We start from the raw sequence: 15,464 nt of genomic DNA on the forward strand, positions 1-15,464 counted from the left end.
GCCAGCGTTCGTCCTGAGCCAGGATCAAACTCTCCAAAGAATTTGATATAGCTCTTTAAAAATGACGAAGCTTGCGCTTCATTCAAAAAATGTAAAACATTTTTGCCTCATCGTTCAGTTTTCAAAGACCAAGTGTCTGTCGTGTTAGCGACTTTTTAATAATAGCGATTTGACTTTTGAAAGTCAACCGTTTTTTATTATTTTTTTCATCCGCTTTCTGTTGTTCAGATTTGAACAGCAGCGACGTTTATTAATATATCAGCGCCCCGCATTTTCGTCAACTGTTTTTCTAAAAAAACTTTATTTTCTTCGGGAATCTTTTTTCCAACGTTGAAAACCGACTTTCCTCACATAAAAACAACGTAGAGTCCTCCCACCTAGGGCGACGCTACGTTGTTGAAGAGTGTAACTATCGAGTGCTTCCGTTCCTATTGATGTTAGGACGATTTAGAAGACACCCGCTTCTTAGATTTAGCTTTAGCCTGATTCTTCGTCGATGGTTTGGCATCCTCTGCTTGAGCAGGCGCTTGGAATCGATGTAGCATCAATACTTGATACGCGTTAGCAAATACGAGCGTCGCTAACGCTGGCCACAAGAGCGCAATCTCATCCGTCGCCTGGAGGGCTGGAATCCATTCGATCAATGTTATAACGATCATCAAGAAGAGCGTCGGGATGAACGCACTCGCGTTCGTCTGTTTCGCCTTACTCGTTGCGATAATCCATGAAACGATCACTAACACGACCATCTCCCCGATATACCGCCACATATGATCGTTACCAAAAGCGAGCATACGAAGGTAAACCGCATCAAATAGTGCGAAGGCGATTAACAGCACTTGTACACGATTCCATAGTTTTGGACCACGGAACAAATCCAAACCGACCCGGTGGACAATCAAGTAGGCGAAGAAGCCCATCATGCTAATCCCGGTCCATGTGCTCGAGTAACTGAGTGCCGTCACAATCGCTTCCCACGATTGACTCACTAAATAGCCAGGATTGGCCAGCAAGTTCATGACGAACCCAAACAACGTCCCGAAGACGAGCGTCGTCCAAAATAACCTTAAAAATCCTTGTACCTTCATCTCTAAACCATTACCCTTCTATCTGTTGAATGACCGCTTGCGCTAGTCCGTCGTATGTCTTCTCAAACGGATGCCCATCTCGGTAAACCGATGGTGCAAAGTCTTCTTCATTCTCATACGGCTGACCGAGCGGAATTTGCGCGAGCAATTTGCTCTTCAACGCTTCAGACAATTTTTCGCCGCCGCCATAGCCGAAGACGTACTCTTTCTCCCCTGTCACTTTACTTTCAAAATACGCCATGTTTTCGATGATACCAAGCACTTTGTGGTTTGTCTTGATGGCCATTGCCCCAGCACGCGCAGCGACAAAAGCAGCTGTTGCGTGTGGCGTCGTGACGATCAACTCTTGACATGCCGGGAGCATCGAATGAATATCGAGGGCGACATCACCCGTCCCTGGCGGCAAATCGAGGAGCAAGTAGTCTAGGTCGCCCCACTCAACATCGTTGAAGAAGTTATTAAGCATCTTCCCGAGCATTGGTCCACGCCAGATGACTGGAGCGTTATCTTCTACAAAGAAGCCCATCGAAATCACTTTCACGCCGAAACGCTCGACAGGAATGATTTTCTCGCCACGGACGACCGGCCGCTCTTCAATCCCGAGCATGTCAGGTACACTGAAGCCGTAAATATCCGCATCAATCAATCCGACCTTCTTCCCTGCCCGCGCTAGCGCGACTGCCAAGTTGACCGAGACTGTCGATTTCCCGACGCCACCTTTGCCCGAAGCAATCGCAATAAATGTCGTGCCAGCATTTTCACGGAGAATAGCTGGCTTCGTCGCTTCTTTCAAACTTTCGTCATTGAGCGCCTCGAAGCGAAGACCGACCGTCTTGAATCCTTTTCCTTTGAGCAACGTGACAATCTCTTGTTGAAGTTGGAGTTGCTCGCCGCTCCCGGTTTGACCGAGTGCCACTTTTACACTGACATAATCTTCTTTAATGCGAATATCCTTCACGCCAGCTGTATCTCCAAGCGTACGGTTGATTGTTGGATCGATCAACCCCGCCAATTCTTCACGAACTTGTTCTACTGTAAGCATGTGGTTTCCCCCTAATTTCTGTCTCGCTAACAGTATATCAAAAAAAGCGTTTTCTTGAGGGAATGGAAATCAACAATTTCATGAGTAACAAAAAAACTCTCTACCCCGATGGGCAGAGAGTTTGAACCAAATTGTTCGAAGATTAACGCTTCGAGAATTGTGGTGCGCGACGTGCAGCTTTAAGACCGTATTTTTTACGTTCTTTCATGCGAGCGTCACGAGTCAAGAAGCCTTTTTCTTTGAGGCTTGGACGGAATTCTGGGTCCGCTTGAAGAAGCGCACGTGATACGCCGTGGCGAATTGCTCCAGCTTGTCCAGTGAATCCACCACCGTTAACGTTAACGATTACATCGTATTTACCTTCTGTTTCAGTCAATACGAGTGGTGATTTTGCCATCATGATCAAAGTCTCATGTCCGAAGTATTCTGAAATATCACGGCCATTTACAACAACTTTGCCGTCACCTGCAACGAGGTGAACGCGAGCCACCGAGTGTTTGCGGCGGCCTGTTCCGTAGTAACGTACATCTGCCATCGTTTAGTTCCTCCCTGTGTCCCGATTAACCGCGAAGTTCGTAAACTTCTGGTTTTTGTGCTGCGTGGTTGTGCTCAGCTCCAGCGTAAACGTGGAGTTTAGTGAATGATTGACGACCAAGTGATCCTTTTGGAAGCATCCCTTTGATTGCGAGTTCAAGCATACGCTCTGGGCGTTTTGCGAGAAGCTCTTTTGCAGTTTGTGATTTCAAACCGCCTGGATGACCTGAATGACGGTAGTAAATCTTGTCGTTCATTTTGTTACCAGTTAAGTGGATTTTCTCAGCGTTGATGATGATGACGTGGTCTCCGCAATCAACGTTTGGTGTGAAAGTCGGCTTGTGCTTACCGCGAAGAAGTGATGCTACTTCACTAGTCAAACGACCAAGTGTTTTGCCTTCTGCGTCGATAAGGAGCCATTTGCGTTCTACTTCAGATGCTTTTGCCATGAATGTCGTGCGCATGTGGAATACCTCCTAAAATGTCTGTTTGCTTAATTTTTTTAGTGCTTGTTTGATGCTTTATCATAATCCTAGTTTACGGGGCTAAGATTGTGGTTCATCTCTCAATGTGAAAATGAAATGCCAATGAATATAATACGATTTTATAGAGGGAATGTCAATCTACTTTTTCATAATTCACATTCCACAAGTATAGACCGTGCGGTGGGGCTGTAATCCCAGCGCTACGCCGGTCTTTTGAGGCGAGCATCCGGCTCACGTCTGCCGGCTCATATTTCCCACGCCCGACCTCTAACAACGTCCCTACCATAATACGGACTTGGTTATAAAGAAAGCCCGAGCCGACGAAACGAATATACATCTCATCGCCCGCTTCGACGAGCTCCGCTTCATAGATTGTGCGGACACGATCCTCTACCTCAGCCTTCGTCACTGAAAAGGAGGTGAAGTCGTGAGTCCCGACGAGCATGCGTAGCGCCTGTCGGATCCGCTCATGGTCGAGCGTGTACGTGACCGTTACAGCATGGTGGCGCCGGAACGGGTCCGCGTCGCTTCGGAAGAAATAGCGATACTCTTTCCGTTTTGCCCCGTAACGCGCGTGAAACGACGTATCGACCTCTTCGGCGGATCGGACAAGAATATCATCGGGCAACATCGCATTCAGCGCTTTGACGAACCGGTCGGCTGGCATAGCGAGGTGCGTATCGAAGTGTAGCACTTGCCCCCGAGCATGCACACGGGCGTCCGTACGACCCGAGGCCACTACTTTGACGGTCTGACTATGCATCCGCGCCAGCACACCCTCTACTTCGGCTTGAACCGTATTTCCGTTCGGTTGGACCTGATAACCGGCATAGTTCGTTCCATCATACGCAATCGTCAATTTAATTCGCTTCATCCTATCCCTCGCAATCCAATCAAGATGAGTGTGATGACCACGAAGATGATGAGTAACACCGTGTCACGACGGTGCCACGTCATCTCACGCAAGCGCGTCCGTCCTTCACCCCCACGGTACCCGCGGGCCTCCATTGCCGTAGCGAGGTCCTCAGCACGTTTAAATGCCGACACAAACAATGGGATCATGAGCGGGACGACTGCCTTCAAGCGATCCTTGAGCGGACCGCTCTTCAAATCGACGCCTCGCGCCTGCTGAGCCTTCATGATGCGATCGGTCTCGTCGGCCAAGGTCGGAAGGAACCGAAGCGAGATCGACAGCATGAGGGCGATCTCATGGGCAGGCACTCGGAATCGTTCGAGGGGGCGGAGCCCTGCTTCAATCGAATCGGTCAGTTCCATCGGTGTGGTCGTCAGTGTGACGAGTGTCGTCAACATGACGAGATAGAAGAAACGGAGCGAGACGATCAAGCCCATCCGGACGCCTTCCGAATAAATCGCGAACGGACCGAGTGCAATCAACTCCGTCCCGTCCCGGTTAAAGAACAGTTGCAACAACAGTGTAAAAATGATGAGGAATAAAATCATCTTCAATCCATTCCATAAATACCGCCATGACAATTGAGACAGTCTCACGGCGAACAAGGTAAAGCCGAGCAAGAACACGTTCGTCCATAAGTTATCAGCCAAAAAGACGATTGGAATGAAGCCGAGGATGAACAACGTCTTGGCTCGCGCATCAAGTGTATGGAGCCATGAATGTCCGGGAATGTACTGTCCGATGATCATGTCGCTCTCCCCTTTCTCAATTCGAGCGCGATCCAGTCCGCCAATTCGTCTTCGGTCCGTAAGGCCGGTGTCGTGACACCGAACGCAGGGGCAAGCTCACTCGCGAAGCGAAGCACATGCGGGATTTCAAGCTGGAGCCCTTTGACAAGCGCCTCATCTTTGAACAAGTCAAATGGATTCCCATCAAAGGCGACCTCGCCCCGTTCCATGACGACGACTCGTTCTGCGTACGCTAACACGTCGTCCATATCGTGCGAAACGAGAATGAGCGTCAAATCGAGTTCTTGTTTTAGCCGTTTGAATAACGCCAGCATCTCACGACGGCCGAGCGGGTCGAGTCCGGCCGTCGGCTCATCTACGACGAGAACGTCAGGTCGACTAGCGAGCACGCCGGCAATGGCGACGCGACGCATCTGTCCGCCCGAGAGATCGAACGGGGAACGGCTCCATAACGTTTCATCCAGGCCGACGAGGCGCAACGCAGCATGAGCCCGCTCTTTCGCTTCGTCTTCAGACGCCCCAAAGTTTCGTGGACCAAACATGACGTCGCGTTCGACCGTCTCTTCAAATAGTTGATGCTCCGGATATTGAAAGACGAGCCCAACGCGGCGCCGAAGCGGTAGCAGGCTTTGCTTTTTGTCGCGACGCTTCGTAATCGCACGGACTTCGATGTCATCGACGACGACACGCCCTTTTGTCGGTCGCAGCAGTCCGTTCATATGTTGAACGAGCGTTGACTTGCCTGACCCAGTATGGCCAAGAAACGCAACAAGCGCCCCCGACGGAATCATTACATTCACATCGCGCAGCGCGGTTCGTTCAAACGGAGTATTCAATTGATATTGGTAAGTCACTTCTTCAATGCTAATCGGCATAGATGGTTCACCAACTCCGAATGTTGTAGCATCAGACGATCGAGTGGTATGCCCCGTTCCTTCAGTTCGAGTTGCATCCGGACAATAAACGGTACGTCGAGCTGGATAGCTCGTAACGCCTCCGGATTTTGAAACACGTCTTCGGGTGTGCCGGTCATCGCAATCTTGCCTTTTGACAATGCAATGATACGGTCGGCAAACAACACTTCGTCGAGCTCGTGGGTAATGGCGACAACGGTCATCCCTTCTGAGACGAGCTGTTGTACCGTTTCAATCACCTCTTTGCGCCCAATCGGGTCGAGCATTGAGGTAGCTTCATCGAGCACGAGGACATGCGGGCGCATTGCGAGTGCCGAAGCAATCGCAACGCGCTGCTTTTGTCCACCGGATAACTGATGCGGTTCACGGTCCGCTAGTTCCGATAATCCAACGCGCGCTAGACTGTCATCAATTCGACGAACCATTTCTTGACGTGGAAGTCCCATGTTTTCGAGAGAAAATGCCACATCATCGCGCACGGTCGCCCCGACAAACTGGTTGTCAGGATTTTGGAAGACGACACCGATCCGTTTCCGAACGTCCCACACGTCTGTGGCGTCCGTTGGATCGAGTGTCTCAACCCGGACTTCTCCTTCTTGAGGAAGCAAAAGCCCATTCCACAACTTCGTCAAAGTCGACTTGCCAGAACCGTTATGGCCAACGATAGCGAGCCATTCCCCTTTGTATACGTCGAGTGACAGCCCATTTAAGGCTGGCTCGGTTTGTCCCGGGTAACGAAACACGATATCGCGTACCATAATTTGAGATTCCATCTGCCGACTCCTTTCCGATGTGGAAACAGGGCAATACGTCACCGCATGCCCTGTTGACTGCCTAATGAATTAGACGAGTTCGATGATTACGACTTCTGCACCGTCACCGCGGCGTGGGCCGACTTTCATGATGCGTGTGTATCCACCTTGACGTTCAGCGTAGCGTGGTGCCACGTCTTCGAACAATTTTTGGATTGCGTCTTTTTCTCCAGCGTTCTCTTTACGAACGAATGAAGCTACTTGACGACGGGCATGAAGATCGCCGCGTTTCCCAAGAGTGATCAATTTTTCAACGACTGGGCGAAGTTCCTTCGCTTTTTGTTCAGTTGTTTGAATGCGCTCGTTGATAATAAGGTCAGTTGCAAGATCACGTAAAAGTGCCTTACGTTGTGAGCTTGTACGGCCGAGTTTCGAATAAGCCATTACATTTCCCTCCTTCGGTTGAACTTAGTCTTCTTTACGCAAGCCCAAACCGAGCTCGTCCAACTTGAGTTGAACTTCTTCGAGTGATTTACGTCCGAGGTTACGAACTTTCATCATCTCTTCCTCTGATTTGTTTGCGAGTTCTTGAACAGTGTTGATGCCTGCGCGCTTCAAGCAGTTGTACGAACGAACTGAGAGATCGAGTTCTTCGATCGTCATTTCGAGTACTTTTTCTTTTTGGTCTTCTTCTTTCTCGACCATAATTTCTGCATTGAGAGCCTCGTCAGTCAAGCCAACAAAGATGTTCAAGTGTTCTGTCAAAATTTTCGCCCCGAGCGATACCGCTTCTTCCGGACGGATTGAACCATCTGTCCACACGTCTAATAGAAGCTTATCGAAGCTAGCATCTTGACCGACACGTGTTTTATCTACTTCGTAGTTCACGCGTTGAATCGGTGTGTAGATCGAATCGATTGGAATAACGCCAATCGGCATATCATCACGTTTGTTATCTTCTGCCTGGACGTAACCACGACCACGGCGAGCAGTCAAACGCATGCGAAGCGTCGCGTTATCAGCGAGAGTCGCGATGTGGAGCTCAGGATTCAAGATTTCAACGTCGCTATCATGGGTAATGTCTGCCGCAGTGACAGCACCGGCACTTGAAACGTTAATCTCAAGCGTTTTCTCTTCGTCCGAGTACACTTTGAGAGCCAACTTCTTGAGGTTTAATACGATTTGCGTGACGTCTTCGACGACTCCGTCAATCGTAGAGAACTCATGAAGAACGCCATCGATTTGAACCGCTGTTACCGCTGCACCAGGGAGCGATGACAAAAGAATTCGACGTAGTGAGTTGCCGAGAGTAGTGCCATATCCACGTTCAAGCGGTTCCACCACGAATTTACCAAACGTAGCATCCTCGCTGATTTCGACCGTTTCGATCTTTGGTTTTTCAATCTCGATCATCTGAACCCCTCCTTGAGTGTATCCTGCCATGCAGCGCGAGCTGCATTGTATATGCTGTTTGTGCTAGGTAAGCCCTTCACACGCACAAGCGATTATACGCGGCGACGTTTCGGAGGGCGGCAACCGTTGTGCGGAACTGGTGTTACGTCACGGATTGCAGTTACTTCAAGACCAGTAGCTTGGAGGGCACGGATAGCCGCTTCACGTCCAGCACCAGGACCTTTAACGTTAACTTCTACTGTACGCATACCGTTGTCCATTGCAACTTTCGCTGCAGTTTCAGCAGCCAATTGTGCTGCGAACGGAGTCGATTTACGTGATCCTTTAAATCCAAGGTTACCAGAAGTAGCCCATGAGATCGCGTTACCTTGCGTGTCAGTGATTGTAATGATTGTGTTGTTGAATGTAGAGCGGATGTGTACCACACCGGCTTCAACATGTTTTTTGACTTTACGTTTTGAACGTACATTTTGCTTACGTTTCGCCATTGTTCAATTCCCTCCTTTACTTCTTCTTGTTCGCTACTGTACGGCGTGGGCCTTTACGAGTACGCGAGTTGTTCTTCGTGTTTTGTCCGCGAACAGGGAGACTACGACGGTGACGAACACCGCGATATGCGCCGATCTCGATCAAACGTTTAATGTTGAGTGAAACTTCACGGCGAAGGTCACCTTCAACTTTAATTCCGTCAATTGCTTCACGGATACGGTTGATTTCGTCTTCTGTAAGATCACGTGTGCGTGAATCTTCAGATACGTTTGCAGCCTTCAAAATTTCTTGTGCTCTTGTTTTACCAATACCAAAGATGTATGTGAGCGAAATAACGATACGTTTTTCGCGTGGAATATCTACACCAGCAATACGTGCCATGTGTGCACCTCCTCTTAGATTAACCTTGTTTTTGTTTGTGTTTCGGGTTTTCGCAAATTACCATTACTTTACCCTTACGACGAATAACTTTACATTTTTCGCAGATCGGTTTTACCGACGGTCTTACTTTCATGATTATACCCTCCTCCTGGAAAAATCGGAGTTACTTGTAACGGTACGTAATCCGCCCGCGAGTCAAGTCGTACGGAGACAACTCGACAGTTACGCGGTCACCTGGAAGGATTCGAATGTAGTGCATCCGAATTTTCCCTGAGACGTGCGCGAGCACCGTGTGGCCGTTTTCTAACTCCACTTTAAACATTGCGTTTGGAAGTGGTTCGACAACAGTGCCTTCCACTTCAATGACATCTTGTTTCGCCATCATTTATTCCCCTTTCTATATGAAGATATTTAGGAGCACAGACGATCTATCGCATTGTACTGTGAGAGAAGGATCCGTAACGGATCAGCACGAAGCAATAGAGCCTCATTCACCGGAATCGAGTTTCGTTAAAATCTCGTATCCATCGTCTGTGATGGCGATGGTGTGCTCAAAGTGGGCGCACATGCTACCGTCCACTGTCACAACTGTCCAGTTGTCAGCCAGTGTCCGAACATAGCGTTGACCAGCGTTGACCATTGGTTCAATGGCTAACGTCATTCCAGTCTTCAGGCGCGGCCCTTTCCCCGGTGGACCATAGTGCGGAATTTGCGGTTCTTCATGCAAATTTTGTCCGACACCATGACCGACGTATTCGCGGACGACAGAGAAATCATGAGATTCCACATACGCTTGAATCGCATGCGAAATGTCTGTCAAACGCTGTCCAGCCTTAGCGTGCTCCAATCCTTTATACAGACTTTCTTCAGTCACGTCAAGTAACTGCTGTGTCTCTTCCGAGATTGTTCCCACTGGATACGTCCAAGCGGAATCTCCATGGTATCCGTTATAGTAGGCACCGATGTCGATCGAGATGATATCCCCATCGTTCAATACCCGTTTTCCGGGAATCCCATGAACAAGCTCTTCGTTCACTGAAGCACAAACGCTACCGGTAAACCCGTTATAGCCTTTGAACGACGGTGTCGCACCTTGGCTGCGAATGTATTCTTCCGCGATCCGGTCGAGCTCAAGCGTCGTAATACCTGGTTTGATGTGCTCTTTGAGCACCTGGTGTGTTCGAGCAACAATTTGCCCAGCCTCACGCATAATCGCTATTTCACGAGGCGTCTTCGTGATGATCATTCAGTACCACCGAGTAACGCTTTGACATCGGCGTATACGACATCGATTGGACGATCTCCATCCAATGTACGAAGATACCCTTTTTCAGCGTAAAAGTCAATGAGTGGTTTCGATTGCTCGATGTTGACGTCAAGGCGACGGCGGACCGTTTCCTCTTTATCGTCTTCACGTTGCATGAGAGCCGACCCATCCACATCACAGATGCCTTCCACTTTAGGTGGGTTGAAGATCACGTGATATGTCGCACCACACGTCGGGCAGATCCAACGACCTGTCAAACGCGGGACGAGAATTTCCGCATCCACATCGATATTCACGACATGGTCAATCTGTTTTCCCAAATCTTTAAGCAAACTTTCGAGTGCCTCTGCTTGAGCAACAGTACGCGGGAATCCATCGAGCAGGAAGCCGTTTTTCGTATCATCTTGACTCAAGCGTTCGCGTACGATTCCGATTGTTACCTCATCCGGTACGAGTTCGCCTTTATCCATGAACGATTTTGCTTCTTTGCCGAGTGGCGTTCCGCCTTTGATTGCCGCACGAAACATGTCGCCTGTCGAAATGTGTGGGATTTGGTACTCTTCAACGATTTTAGCCGCTTGAGTCCCTTTCCCTGCACCCGGTAAGCCCATGAGTACTAGATTCATCTCAGTTAGCCTCCAGTTTTGATTTTCACAACACGTCGTAAACACGACAGGAAGGAAGGGTGTACCCTTCCTTCCGCTTTAACGGATAAAGCCTTTGTAGTGTCGTTTTACGAGTTGACTCTCGATTTGTTTCATCGTTTCGAGGGCTACCCCGATGACGATCAACAAGCTCGTTCCTCCGATTTGCACCGAAGTTGGGAGACCGGCAAGCTTAATGAAGATTGTCGGCATGATCGCTACGAGCGATAAGAAAATCGCTCCGAAGAATGTCAAACGATAGAGCAACTTCGTGATGTACTGTTCTGTTTGCGCCCCAGGACGAATCCCAGGAATATAGCCACCTTGCTTCTGCAGGTTTTCTGCCATCTGTTCAGGATTGACCTGAATGAATGTATAGAAGTAAGCGAACGCGATGATGAGCGCTACGTAGATCGACATTCCGATTGGAGCTGTCGTATCGAAGTAAGTCTGCAACTTCTGCGTCGTTTCCGGAGAAGCAATGAAGCTTGCAACAGTTGGTGGTGTCACCATGAAGGAAATCGCGAAGATAACCGGGATGACACCGGCAGCGTTTAGTTTGATTGGCAAGTGCGTCGACTGACCGCCCACAGGGGTACGGTTCGCCGTGCGTTTTGCGTATTGAATCGGAATTTTGCGAGCAGCCTGTTGAACATAAATGATCCCCATGGTCACCGCAAGGATAACGAGCAATAGCACAACCAAGTAAACGATGTTAATGAATAACGCATCTCCAGCATTTTGGAGCTTCGTTTCATAAATCTGCGTGAAGATTCTTGGGAACCCAGCGACGATACCGGCGAAGATAATGATGGAAATACCATTCCCAACACCTTTCTCCGTCGTCATCTCACCGAGGAACATCAAGAACGCCGTACCGGCAGTCAGTACGATCGCGATCACGAAATAGGTTGCCGTGCCCCACGTCTCATTGACGAGACCTGGATAGAGGCGGTTAAATCCAAACGACAATGATGTCGCTTGAATAAACCCTAACATGATCGTCCCATAGCGCGTGACCGTCGCTAGCTTTTTACGGCCAGACTCGCCTTGTTTTGCCCATTCGGCAAACTTCGGAACGACGTCCATTTGTAAGAGCTGCACAACGATCGATGCCGTGATGTACGGCATGATCCCCATTGCGAACAGGGAGAAGTTCTGTAAAGCATTTCCTCCAAACAAGTTCAAGAAGTCGAGAAGACCTCCTGAGTCAAAACGCAACACATCCGTATTCACCATCGGCACCGGGATATGGGCCCCGATGCGGAAAATGATGATGATTGCGAGTGTGAAGAGAATACGCTGTCGAATATCTTTCACGCGCCACATATTGGAGATCGTCTGAAACATCAGATCACCTCAACTGAACCGCCAGCTGCTTCGATCGCTTCTTTCGCTGCACCCGAGAATTTGTTGGCTTTAACAGTCAATTTTGTTTCAAGCTTGCCGTTAGCAAGTACTTTGATTCCGTCTTTAGCAGAGCTGACAACACCAGTCTCGATTAAGAGTTCTGGAGTAACTTCAGTACCTGCTTCGAAACGGTTAAGCGTGTCTAGGGAAACAACTGCATACTCTTTACGAGTAGGGTTGTTGAAACCGCGTTTTGGAAGACGACGGTAAAGTGGGTTTTGCCCACCTTCAAATCCTGGACGAACGCCACCGCCCGAACGAGCTTTTTGACCTTTATGTCCACGGCCAGAAGTTTTACCGTTACCAGTCGCCATACCGCGACCGACACGGTTGCGTTCGTGACGCGAACCTGGAGTTGGCTTCAATTCATGGAGTTTCATAGTGGCACCTCCTTATTTAATAAAATCTGGATTATTCGTTGATTTCGTTTACAGTCACAAGGTGCGACACCTTTTTGATCATACCGCGCATCGCTACGTTGTCAGGGACAACGACAGTCTGATGCATTTTACGAAGACCGAGTGTACGTACTGTTACACGCTGATCCTCAGGACGACCAATGATGCTGCGTGTGAGGGTGATTGCGAGTTTCGCCATGTCTAATTCCCTCCCTTATTTAAGAAGTTCTTCTACGCTTTTACCGCGTAGTTTAGCAACTTCCTCTGCTTTTTTAAGCTCTGTCAAGCCTTGTACCGTCGCACGGACGATGTTGATTGGTGTGTTAGATCCAAGCGATTTCGAAAGGATGTCACCTACACCTGCAAGTTCGAGCACTGCACGAACTGGTCCACCTGCGATAACCCCAGTACCTTCAGAAGCTGGTTTCATGAATACACGACCTGCTCCGAATACTCCTGTGATTTCGTGTGGAATTGTTGTACCGACCATCGGTACTTGAACCATGTTTTTCTTAGCGGCTTCAATAGCCTTGCGGATCGCTTCTGGCACCTCTTGTGCCTTACCTGTACCGAAACCGACGTGACCATTCTTGTCACCTACGACGACGAGAGCGGCGAAACGGAAGCGACGGCCACCTTTCACGACTTTCGCGACGCGGTTTACGGTAACAACGCGTTCTTCGAGTTGTTCCATGTTAACGTCTAACTGGCGCATCGAGTGTCCCCTCCTTTTTGTTAGAATTTAAGACCTGCTTCACGAGCTGCTTCAGCAACAGCTTTGACGCGGCCATGATAGAGGTATCCACCACGGTCGAACACAACAGTGTCGATACCTTTCTCGAGTGCACGTTCAGCTGCAAGTTTACCAACAGCTTTCGCTGCTTCAACGTTGCCGCCGTTTGTAAGATCGAGAGCTTTATCTTTCGAAGATGCTGACACAAGCGTTGTTTGTGCTGCATCATCGATGAGTTGAACGTAGATGTGCTTGCTCGAGCGGAATACGTTCAAACGTGGACGAGCTGCTGTCCCCGCGATCGTACGACGTACACGAGCATGACGTTTCTTACGAACTGCATTTTTGTCTGCTTTTGTGATCATTTATGCCACTCCTTTCCGTTCATTTCGTGACGAATTACTTACCAGTCTTACCTTCTTTACGGCGAATACGTTCATCAGAGTAACGAACACCTTTACCTTTGTAAGGTTCTGGAGCACGGTACGAGCGGATTTGAGCTGCAACGTGACCGACGCGCTCTTTGTTAATCCCTTTAACGACGATTTGCGTGTTTGAAGGAACTTCGATCTCGATACCTTCTTCAGCAACGTACTCGATTGGGTGCGAGTAACCGAGGCTGAGGACGAGTTTGTTACCTTGCTTAGCTGCACGGTAACCAACCCCTGAGATCTCAAGTGTTTTCTGGAATCCGTTAGACACACCTTCCACCATGTTGGCGATAAGGGCACGTGTCGTCCCGTGGATCGTACGGTTCTCTTTCGAGTCATCCGGACGAACGACGTTCAATTCGTTCTCTTCAACTTTGATTTCCAAGGCTGGGTTAGCTGAAAGCGAAAGTTCACCTTTAGCACCTTTTACTGTGACCGTGTTGTCTTCTGCAACCGTGACAGTAACGCCAGCTGGAATCGTAACTGGTTTTTTACCAATACGTGACATTGATTACACCTCCGTTCTTGTTAGAAAAGTGACTTACCAGATGTAGGCGAGCACTTCGCCGCCGACTTGTTGTTGGCGAGCTTCTTTATCAGTCATAAGACCTTTTGATGTCGAAAGAACTGCGATACCGAGTCCTCCGAGTACTTTTGGTACTTCATCAGCTTTTGCGTATACACGAAGACCTGGTTTCGAAATGCGTTTGAGACCAGTGATAACACGTTCGTTGCTTGCTCCGTATTTAAGGAACAGACGAAGTGTACCTTGCTTAGCGTCCTCGATATATTCAACATCGCGAATGAAACCTTCACGCTTGAGGATCTCTGCAACCTCACGTTTGATATTAGAAGCTGGAAGCTCTAATTTTTCATGGCGAACCATGTTAGCGTTACGGATACGTGTAAGCATATCTGCAATTGGGTCTGTCATTACCATGCGATGTACCTCCTTTCACACTGTTAGTGGATTACCAACTTGCTTTTTTAACACCAGGGATTTGACCTTTGTATGCAAGATCACGGAACTTGATACGGCTGATCCCGAATTTACCCATGTAACCATGTGGACGACCTGTGATGCGGCAACGGTTATGAAGACGCACAGGTGAAGAGTTACGTGGCAATTTGCTGAGTCCGATGTAGTCGCCTTCAGCTTTCAATTGTGCACGTTTCTCAGCGTACTGGGCAACGAGTTTCTCGCGTTTTTGTTCGCGATTCACCATTGACTTTTTAGCCATGTTGTCGACCTCCCTTTAGATTATTTTTGGAATGGCATTCCGAGAAGTGTGAGCAATTCACGAGCTTCTTCGTCTGTGTTCGCTGTTGTAACAACAACGATATCCATACCGCGTACTTTTGTTACTTTATCGTAATCGATCTCAGGGAAAATAAGTTGCTCTTTCACACCAAGCGTGTAGTTACCGCGTCCGTCGAATGCTTTCTTCGATACACCGCGGAAGTCACGTACACGTGGAAGTGAAACAGTTACCAATTTGTCGAGGAAATCGTACATACGCTCGCCACGAAGAGTAACCTTCGCACCGATTGGCATGCCTTCACGAAGTTTGAAACCAGCGATTGATTTCTTAGCCTTTGTTACGAGTGGTTTTTGACCAGAAAGAATTGATAATTCTTCCACTGCCATGTCAAGAGCCTTCGAGTTCGAAACAGCGTCACCTACACCCATGTTGATGACGATCTTGTCGACCTGTGGGACTTGCATGACTGAGTCATAGTTGAATTTATCCATCATCGCTTTCACGATGTCGCTTTTATACTTCTCTTGCAAACGGTTCATAGTCGAATGGACCTCCTTTC

25 protein-coding genes are annotated in these 15,464 nt (G+C 48.7%); all 25 read right to left on the bottom strand.

Annotation, left to right across the window (positions count from 1 at the left end; all coding sequences use genetic code 11):
- Nucleotides 1-437: 437 nt before the first annotated feature.
- The 25 genes from KNP64_RS13310 to rplE all read right to left on the bottom strand — a co-directional run bounded on the left by KNP64_RS13310 (nt 438) and on the right by rplE (nt 15,444).
- The gene (locus KNP64_RS13310) at nt 438-1,088 is read right to left on the bottom strand and encodes a KinB-signaling pathway activation protein (RefSeq protein WP_138858568.1); all 651 of its coding nucleotides are present in this window, start codon (nt 1,086-1,088) and stop codon (nt 438-440) included.
- A gap of 10 nt (nt 1,089-1,098) precedes the next feature.
- Nucleotides 1,099-2,130: an Mrp/NBP35 family ATP-binding protein gene (locus KNP64_RS13315; protein ID WP_021066632.1), complete on the bottom strand. Its 1,032-nt coding sequence runs from the start codon at nt 2,128-2,130 to the stop codon at nt 1,099-1,101.
- A gap of 142 nt (nt 2,131-2,272) precedes the next feature.
- Complete coding sequence (gene rpsI / locus KNP64_RS13320; protein WP_021066631.1) at nt 2,273-2,665, bottom strand: 30S ribosomal protein S9; 393 nt, start codon at nt 2,663-2,665, stop codon at nt 2,273-2,275.
- Between the two features lie 25 nt (nt 2,666-2,690).
- On the bottom strand, nt 2,691-3,128 hold the full coding sequence (gene rplM, locus KNP64_RS13325) for a 50S ribosomal protein L13 (protein ID WP_034781675.1): 438 nt from the start codon (nt 3,126-3,128) through the stop codon (nt 2,691-2,693).
- A 154-nt stretch (nt 3,129-3,282) separates the two neighbouring features.
- On the bottom strand, nt 3,283-4,023 hold the full coding sequence (gene truA, locus KNP64_RS13330; RefSeq protein ID WP_034781678.1) for a tRNA pseudouridine(38-40) synthase TruA: 741 nt from the start codon (nt 4,021-4,023) through the stop codon (nt 3,283-3,285).
- Nucleotides 4,020-4,811 carry an energy-coupling factor transporter transmembrane component T family protein gene (locus KNP64_RS13335; protein ID WP_214793942.1) on the bottom strand — a complete coding sequence of 264 codons (792 nt, stop codon included), beginning with the start codon at nt 4,809-4,811 and terminating at the stop codon, nt 4,020-4,022. Before KNP64_RS13335 ends, truA begins: the two co-directional genes overlap by 4 nt.
- The gene (locus tag KNP64_RS13340) at nt 4,808-5,686 is read right to left on the bottom strand and encodes an energy-coupling factor transporter ATPase (RefSeq protein ID WP_214793943.1); all 879 of its coding nucleotides are present in this window, start codon (nt 5,684-5,686) and stop codon (nt 4,808-4,810) included. The genes KNP64_RS13335 and KNP64_RS13340 overlap by 4 nt, the downstream gene beginning before the upstream one ends.
- Nucleotides 5,662-6,498: an energy-coupling factor transporter ATPase gene (locus KNP64_RS13345; protein ID WP_021066626.1), complete on the bottom strand. Its 837-nt coding sequence runs from the start codon at nt 6,496-6,498 to the stop codon at nt 5,662-5,664. Before KNP64_RS13345 ends, KNP64_RS13340 begins: the two co-directional genes overlap by 25 nt.
- A 69-nt stretch (nt 6,499-6,567) precedes the next feature.
- A complete protein-coding gene (gene rplQ, locus KNP64_RS13350) occupies nt 6,568-6,921 on the bottom strand; it encodes a 50S ribosomal protein L17 (RefSeq protein ID WP_012727650.1) in 354 nt (117 codons plus the stop codon).
- A 24-nt stretch (nt 6,922-6,945) separates the two neighbouring features.
- On the bottom strand, nt 6,946-7,890 hold the full coding sequence (locus KNP64_RS13355; RefSeq protein ID WP_021066625.1) for a DNA-directed RNA polymerase subunit alpha: 945 nt from the start codon (nt 7,888-7,890) through the stop codon (nt 6,946-6,948).
- A gap of 92 nt (nt 7,891-7,982) precedes the next feature.
- Nucleotides 7,983-8,378 (bottom strand): 30S ribosomal protein S11, encoded by a 396-nt coding sequence (gene rpsK, locus KNP64_RS13360; protein ID WP_114166700.1) that lies wholly within the window; start codon nt 8,376-8,378, stop codon nt 7,983-7,985.
- Between the two features lie 16 nt (nt 8,379-8,394).
- Nucleotides 8,395-8,760 carry a 30S ribosomal protein S13 gene (gene rpsM, locus KNP64_RS13365; RefSeq protein WP_024372197.1) on the bottom strand — a complete coding sequence of 122 codons (366 nt, stop codon included), beginning with the start codon at nt 8,758-8,760 and terminating at the stop codon, nt 8,395-8,397.
- Between the two features lie 19 nt (nt 8,761-8,779).
- A complete protein-coding gene (rpmJ, locus tag KNP64_RS13370) occupies nt 8,780-8,893 on the bottom strand; it encodes a 50S ribosomal protein L36 (RefSeq protein WP_003156543.1) in 114 nt (37 codons plus the stop codon).
- Nucleotides 8,894-8,923: 30 nt separating this feature from the next.
- Complete coding sequence (gene infA, locus KNP64_RS13375; RefSeq protein ID WP_021066622.1) at nt 8,924-9,142, bottom strand: translation initiation factor IF-1; 219 nt, start codon at nt 9,140-9,142, stop codon at nt 8,924-8,926.
- A gap of 105 nt (nt 9,143-9,247) precedes the next feature.
- Entirely contained in the window at nt 9,248-10,006 is a 759-nt protein-coding gene (map, locus tag KNP64_RS13380) for a type I methionyl aminopeptidase (RefSeq protein WP_034781687.1), read from the bottom strand.
- Nucleotides 10,003-10,653 carry an adenylate kinase gene (locus KNP64_RS13385; RefSeq protein WP_029594431.1) on the bottom strand — a complete coding sequence of 217 codons (651 nt, stop codon included), beginning with the start codon at nt 10,651-10,653 and terminating at the stop codon, nt 10,003-10,005. The genes map and KNP64_RS13385 overlap by 4 nt, the downstream gene beginning before the upstream one ends.
- 78 nt (nt 10,654-10,731) lie before the next feature.
- Nucleotides 10,732-12,021 (bottom strand): preprotein translocase subunit SecY, encoded by a 1,290-nt coding sequence (secY, locus tag KNP64_RS13390; RefSeq protein ID WP_138858565.1) that lies wholly within the window; start codon nt 12,019-12,021, stop codon nt 10,732-10,734.
- Nucleotides 12,021-12,461 (bottom strand): 50S ribosomal protein L15, encoded by a 441-nt coding sequence (rplO, locus tag KNP64_RS13395; RefSeq protein WP_021066618.1) that lies wholly within the window; start codon nt 12,459-12,461, stop codon nt 12,021-12,023. The genes secY and rplO overlap by 1 nt, the downstream gene beginning before the upstream one ends.
- Nucleotides 12,462-12,492: 31 nt before the next feature.
- A complete protein-coding gene (gene rpmD / locus KNP64_RS13400) occupies nt 12,493-12,678 on the bottom strand; it encodes a 50S ribosomal protein L30 (protein ID WP_214709841.1) in 186 nt (61 codons plus the stop codon).
- Between the two features lie 15 nt (nt 12,679-12,693).
- The gene (rpsE, locus tag KNP64_RS13405; protein ID WP_034817136.1) at nt 12,694-13,194 is read right to left on the bottom strand and encodes a 30S ribosomal protein S5; all 501 of its coding nucleotides are present in this window, start codon (nt 13,192-13,194) and stop codon (nt 12,694-12,696) included.
- Between the two features lie 20 nt (nt 13,195-13,214).
- Nucleotides 13,215-13,577, bottom strand: coding sequence for a 50S ribosomal protein L18 (gene rplR, locus KNP64_RS13410; RefSeq protein ID WP_138858564.1), 363 nt, complete (start codon nt 13,575-13,577; stop codon nt 13,215-13,217).
- A 34-nt stretch (nt 13,578-13,611) separates the two neighbouring features.
- Nucleotides 13,612-14,151: a 50S ribosomal protein L6 gene (gene rplF / locus KNP64_RS13415; protein ID WP_034781691.1), complete on the bottom strand. Its 540-nt coding sequence runs from the start codon at nt 14,149-14,151 to the stop codon at nt 13,612-13,614.
- A 33-nt stretch (nt 14,152-14,184) separates the two neighbouring features.
- Nucleotides 14,185-14,583, bottom strand: coding sequence for a 30S ribosomal protein S8 (gene rpsH / locus KNP64_RS13420; protein WP_021066614.1), 399 nt, complete (start codon nt 14,581-14,583; stop codon nt 14,185-14,187).
- A 31-nt stretch (nt 14,584-14,614) separates the two neighbouring features.
- Complete coding sequence (gene rpsN / locus KNP64_RS13425; protein ID WP_021066613.1) at nt 14,615-14,884, bottom strand: 30S ribosomal protein S14; 270 nt, start codon at nt 14,882-14,884, stop codon at nt 14,615-14,617.
- Nucleotides 14,885-14,904: 20 nt separating this feature from the next.
- Nucleotides 14,905-15,444 carry a 50S ribosomal protein L5 gene (rplE, locus tag KNP64_RS13430; protein WP_016508927.1) on the bottom strand — a complete coding sequence of 180 codons (540 nt, stop codon included), beginning with the start codon at nt 15,442-15,444 and terminating at the stop codon, nt 14,905-14,907.
- Nucleotides 15,445-15,464 lie beyond the last annotated feature (20 nt).

This window comes from Exiguobacterium sp. s64 (assembly GCF_018618035.1).
Lineage (GTDB): Bacteria > Bacillota > Bacilli > Exiguobacteriales > Exiguobacteriaceae > Exiguobacterium > Exiguobacterium mexicanum_A.

What these genes read in the sequence shown, in the direction of transcription:
- KNP64_RS13310 (WP_138858568.1), bottom strand. Translation starts at nt 1,088, where the DNA reads ATGAAGGTACAAGGATTTTTAAGGTTATTTTGGACGACGCTCGTCTTC.
- KNP64_RS13315 (WP_021066632.1), bottom strand. Translation starts at nt 2,130, where the DNA reads ATGCTTACAGTAGAACAAGTTCGTGAAGAATTGGCGGGGTTGATCGAT.
- rpsI (WP_021066631.1), bottom strand. Translation starts at nt 2,665, where the DNA reads ATGGCAGATGTACGTTACTACGGAACAGGCCGCCGCAAACACTCGGTG.
- rplM (WP_034781675.1), bottom strand. Translation starts at nt 3,128, where the DNA reads ATGCGCACGACATTCATGGCAAAAGCATCTGAAGTAGAACGCAAATGG.
- truA (WP_034781678.1), bottom strand. Translation starts at nt 4,023, where the DNA reads ATGAAGCGAATTAAATTGACGATTGCGTATGATGGAACGAACTATGCC.
- KNP64_RS13335 (WP_214793942.1), bottom strand. Translation starts at nt 4,811, where the DNA reads ATGATCATCGGACAGTACATTCCCGGACATTCATGGCTCCATACACTT.
- KNP64_RS13340 (WP_214793943.1), bottom strand. Translation starts at nt 5,686, where the DNA reads ATGCCGATTAGCATTGAAGAAGTGACTTACCAATATCAATTGAATACT.
- KNP64_RS13345 (WP_021066626.1), bottom strand. Translation starts at nt 6,498, where the DNA reads ATGGAATCTCAAATTATGGTACGCGATATCGTGTTTCGTTACCCGGGA.
- rplQ (WP_012727650.1), bottom strand. Translation starts at nt 6,921, where the DNA reads ATGGCTTATTCGAAACTCGGCCGTACAAGCTCACAACGTAAGGCACTT.
- KNP64_RS13355 (WP_021066625.1), bottom strand. Translation starts at nt 7,890, where the DNA reads ATGATCGAGATTGAAAAACCAAAGATCGAAACGGTCGAAATCAGCGAG.
- rpsK (WP_114166700.1), bottom strand. Translation starts at nt 8,378, where the DNA reads ATGGCGAAACGTAAGCAAAATGTACGTTCAAAACGTAAAGTCAAAAAA.
- rpsM (WP_024372197.1), bottom strand. Translation starts at nt 8,760, where the DNA reads ATGGCACGTATTGCTGGTGTAGATATTCCACGCGAAAAACGTATCGTT.
- rpmJ (WP_003156543.1), bottom strand. Translation starts at nt 8,893, where the DNA reads ATGAAAGTAAGACCGTCGGTAAAACCGATCTGCGAAAAATGTAAAGTT.
- infA (WP_021066622.1), bottom strand. Translation starts at nt 9,142, where the DNA reads ATGGCGAAACAAGATGTCATTGAAGTGGAAGGCACTGTTGTCGAACCA.
- map (WP_034781687.1), bottom strand. Translation starts at nt 10,006, where the DNA reads ATGATCATCACGAAGACGCCTCGTGAAATAGCGATTATGCGTGAGGCT.
- KNP64_RS13385 (WP_029594431.1), bottom strand. Translation starts at nt 10,653, where the DNA reads ATGAATCTAGTACTCATGGGCTTACCGGGTGCAGGGAAAGGGACTCAA.
- secY (WP_138858565.1), bottom strand. Translation starts at nt 12,021, where the DNA reads ATGTTTCAGACGATCTCCAATATGTGGCGCGTGAAAGATATTCGACAG.
- rplO (WP_021066618.1), bottom strand. Translation starts at nt 12,461, where the DNA reads ATGAAACTCCATGAATTGAAGCCAACTCCAGGTTCGCGTCACGAACGC.
- rpmD (WP_214709841.1), bottom strand. Translation starts at nt 12,678, where the DNA reads ATGGCGAAACTCGCAATCACCCTCACACGCAGCATCATTGGTCGTCCT.
- rpsE (WP_034817136.1), bottom strand. Translation starts at nt 13,194, where the DNA reads ATGCGCCAGTTAGACGTTAACATGGAACAACTCGAAGAACGCGTTGTT.
- rplR (WP_138858564.1), bottom strand. Translation starts at nt 13,577, where the DNA reads ATGATCACAAAAGCAGACAAAAATGCAGTTCGTAAGAAACGTCATGCT.
- rplF (WP_034781691.1), bottom strand. Translation starts at nt 14,151, where the DNA reads ATGTCACGTATTGGTAAAAAACCAGTTACGATTCCAGCTGGCGTTACT.
- rpsH (WP_021066614.1), bottom strand. Translation starts at nt 14,583, where the DNA reads ATGGTAATGACAGACCCAATTGCAGATATGCTTACACGTATCCGTAAC.
- rpsN (WP_021066613.1), bottom strand. Translation starts at nt 14,884, where the DNA reads ATGGCTAAAAAGTCAATGGTGAATCGCGAACAAAAACGCGAGAAACTC.
- rplE (WP_016508927.1), bottom strand. Translation starts at nt 15,444, where the DNA reads ATGAACCGTTTGCAAGAGAAGTATAAAAGCGACATCGTGAAAGCGATG.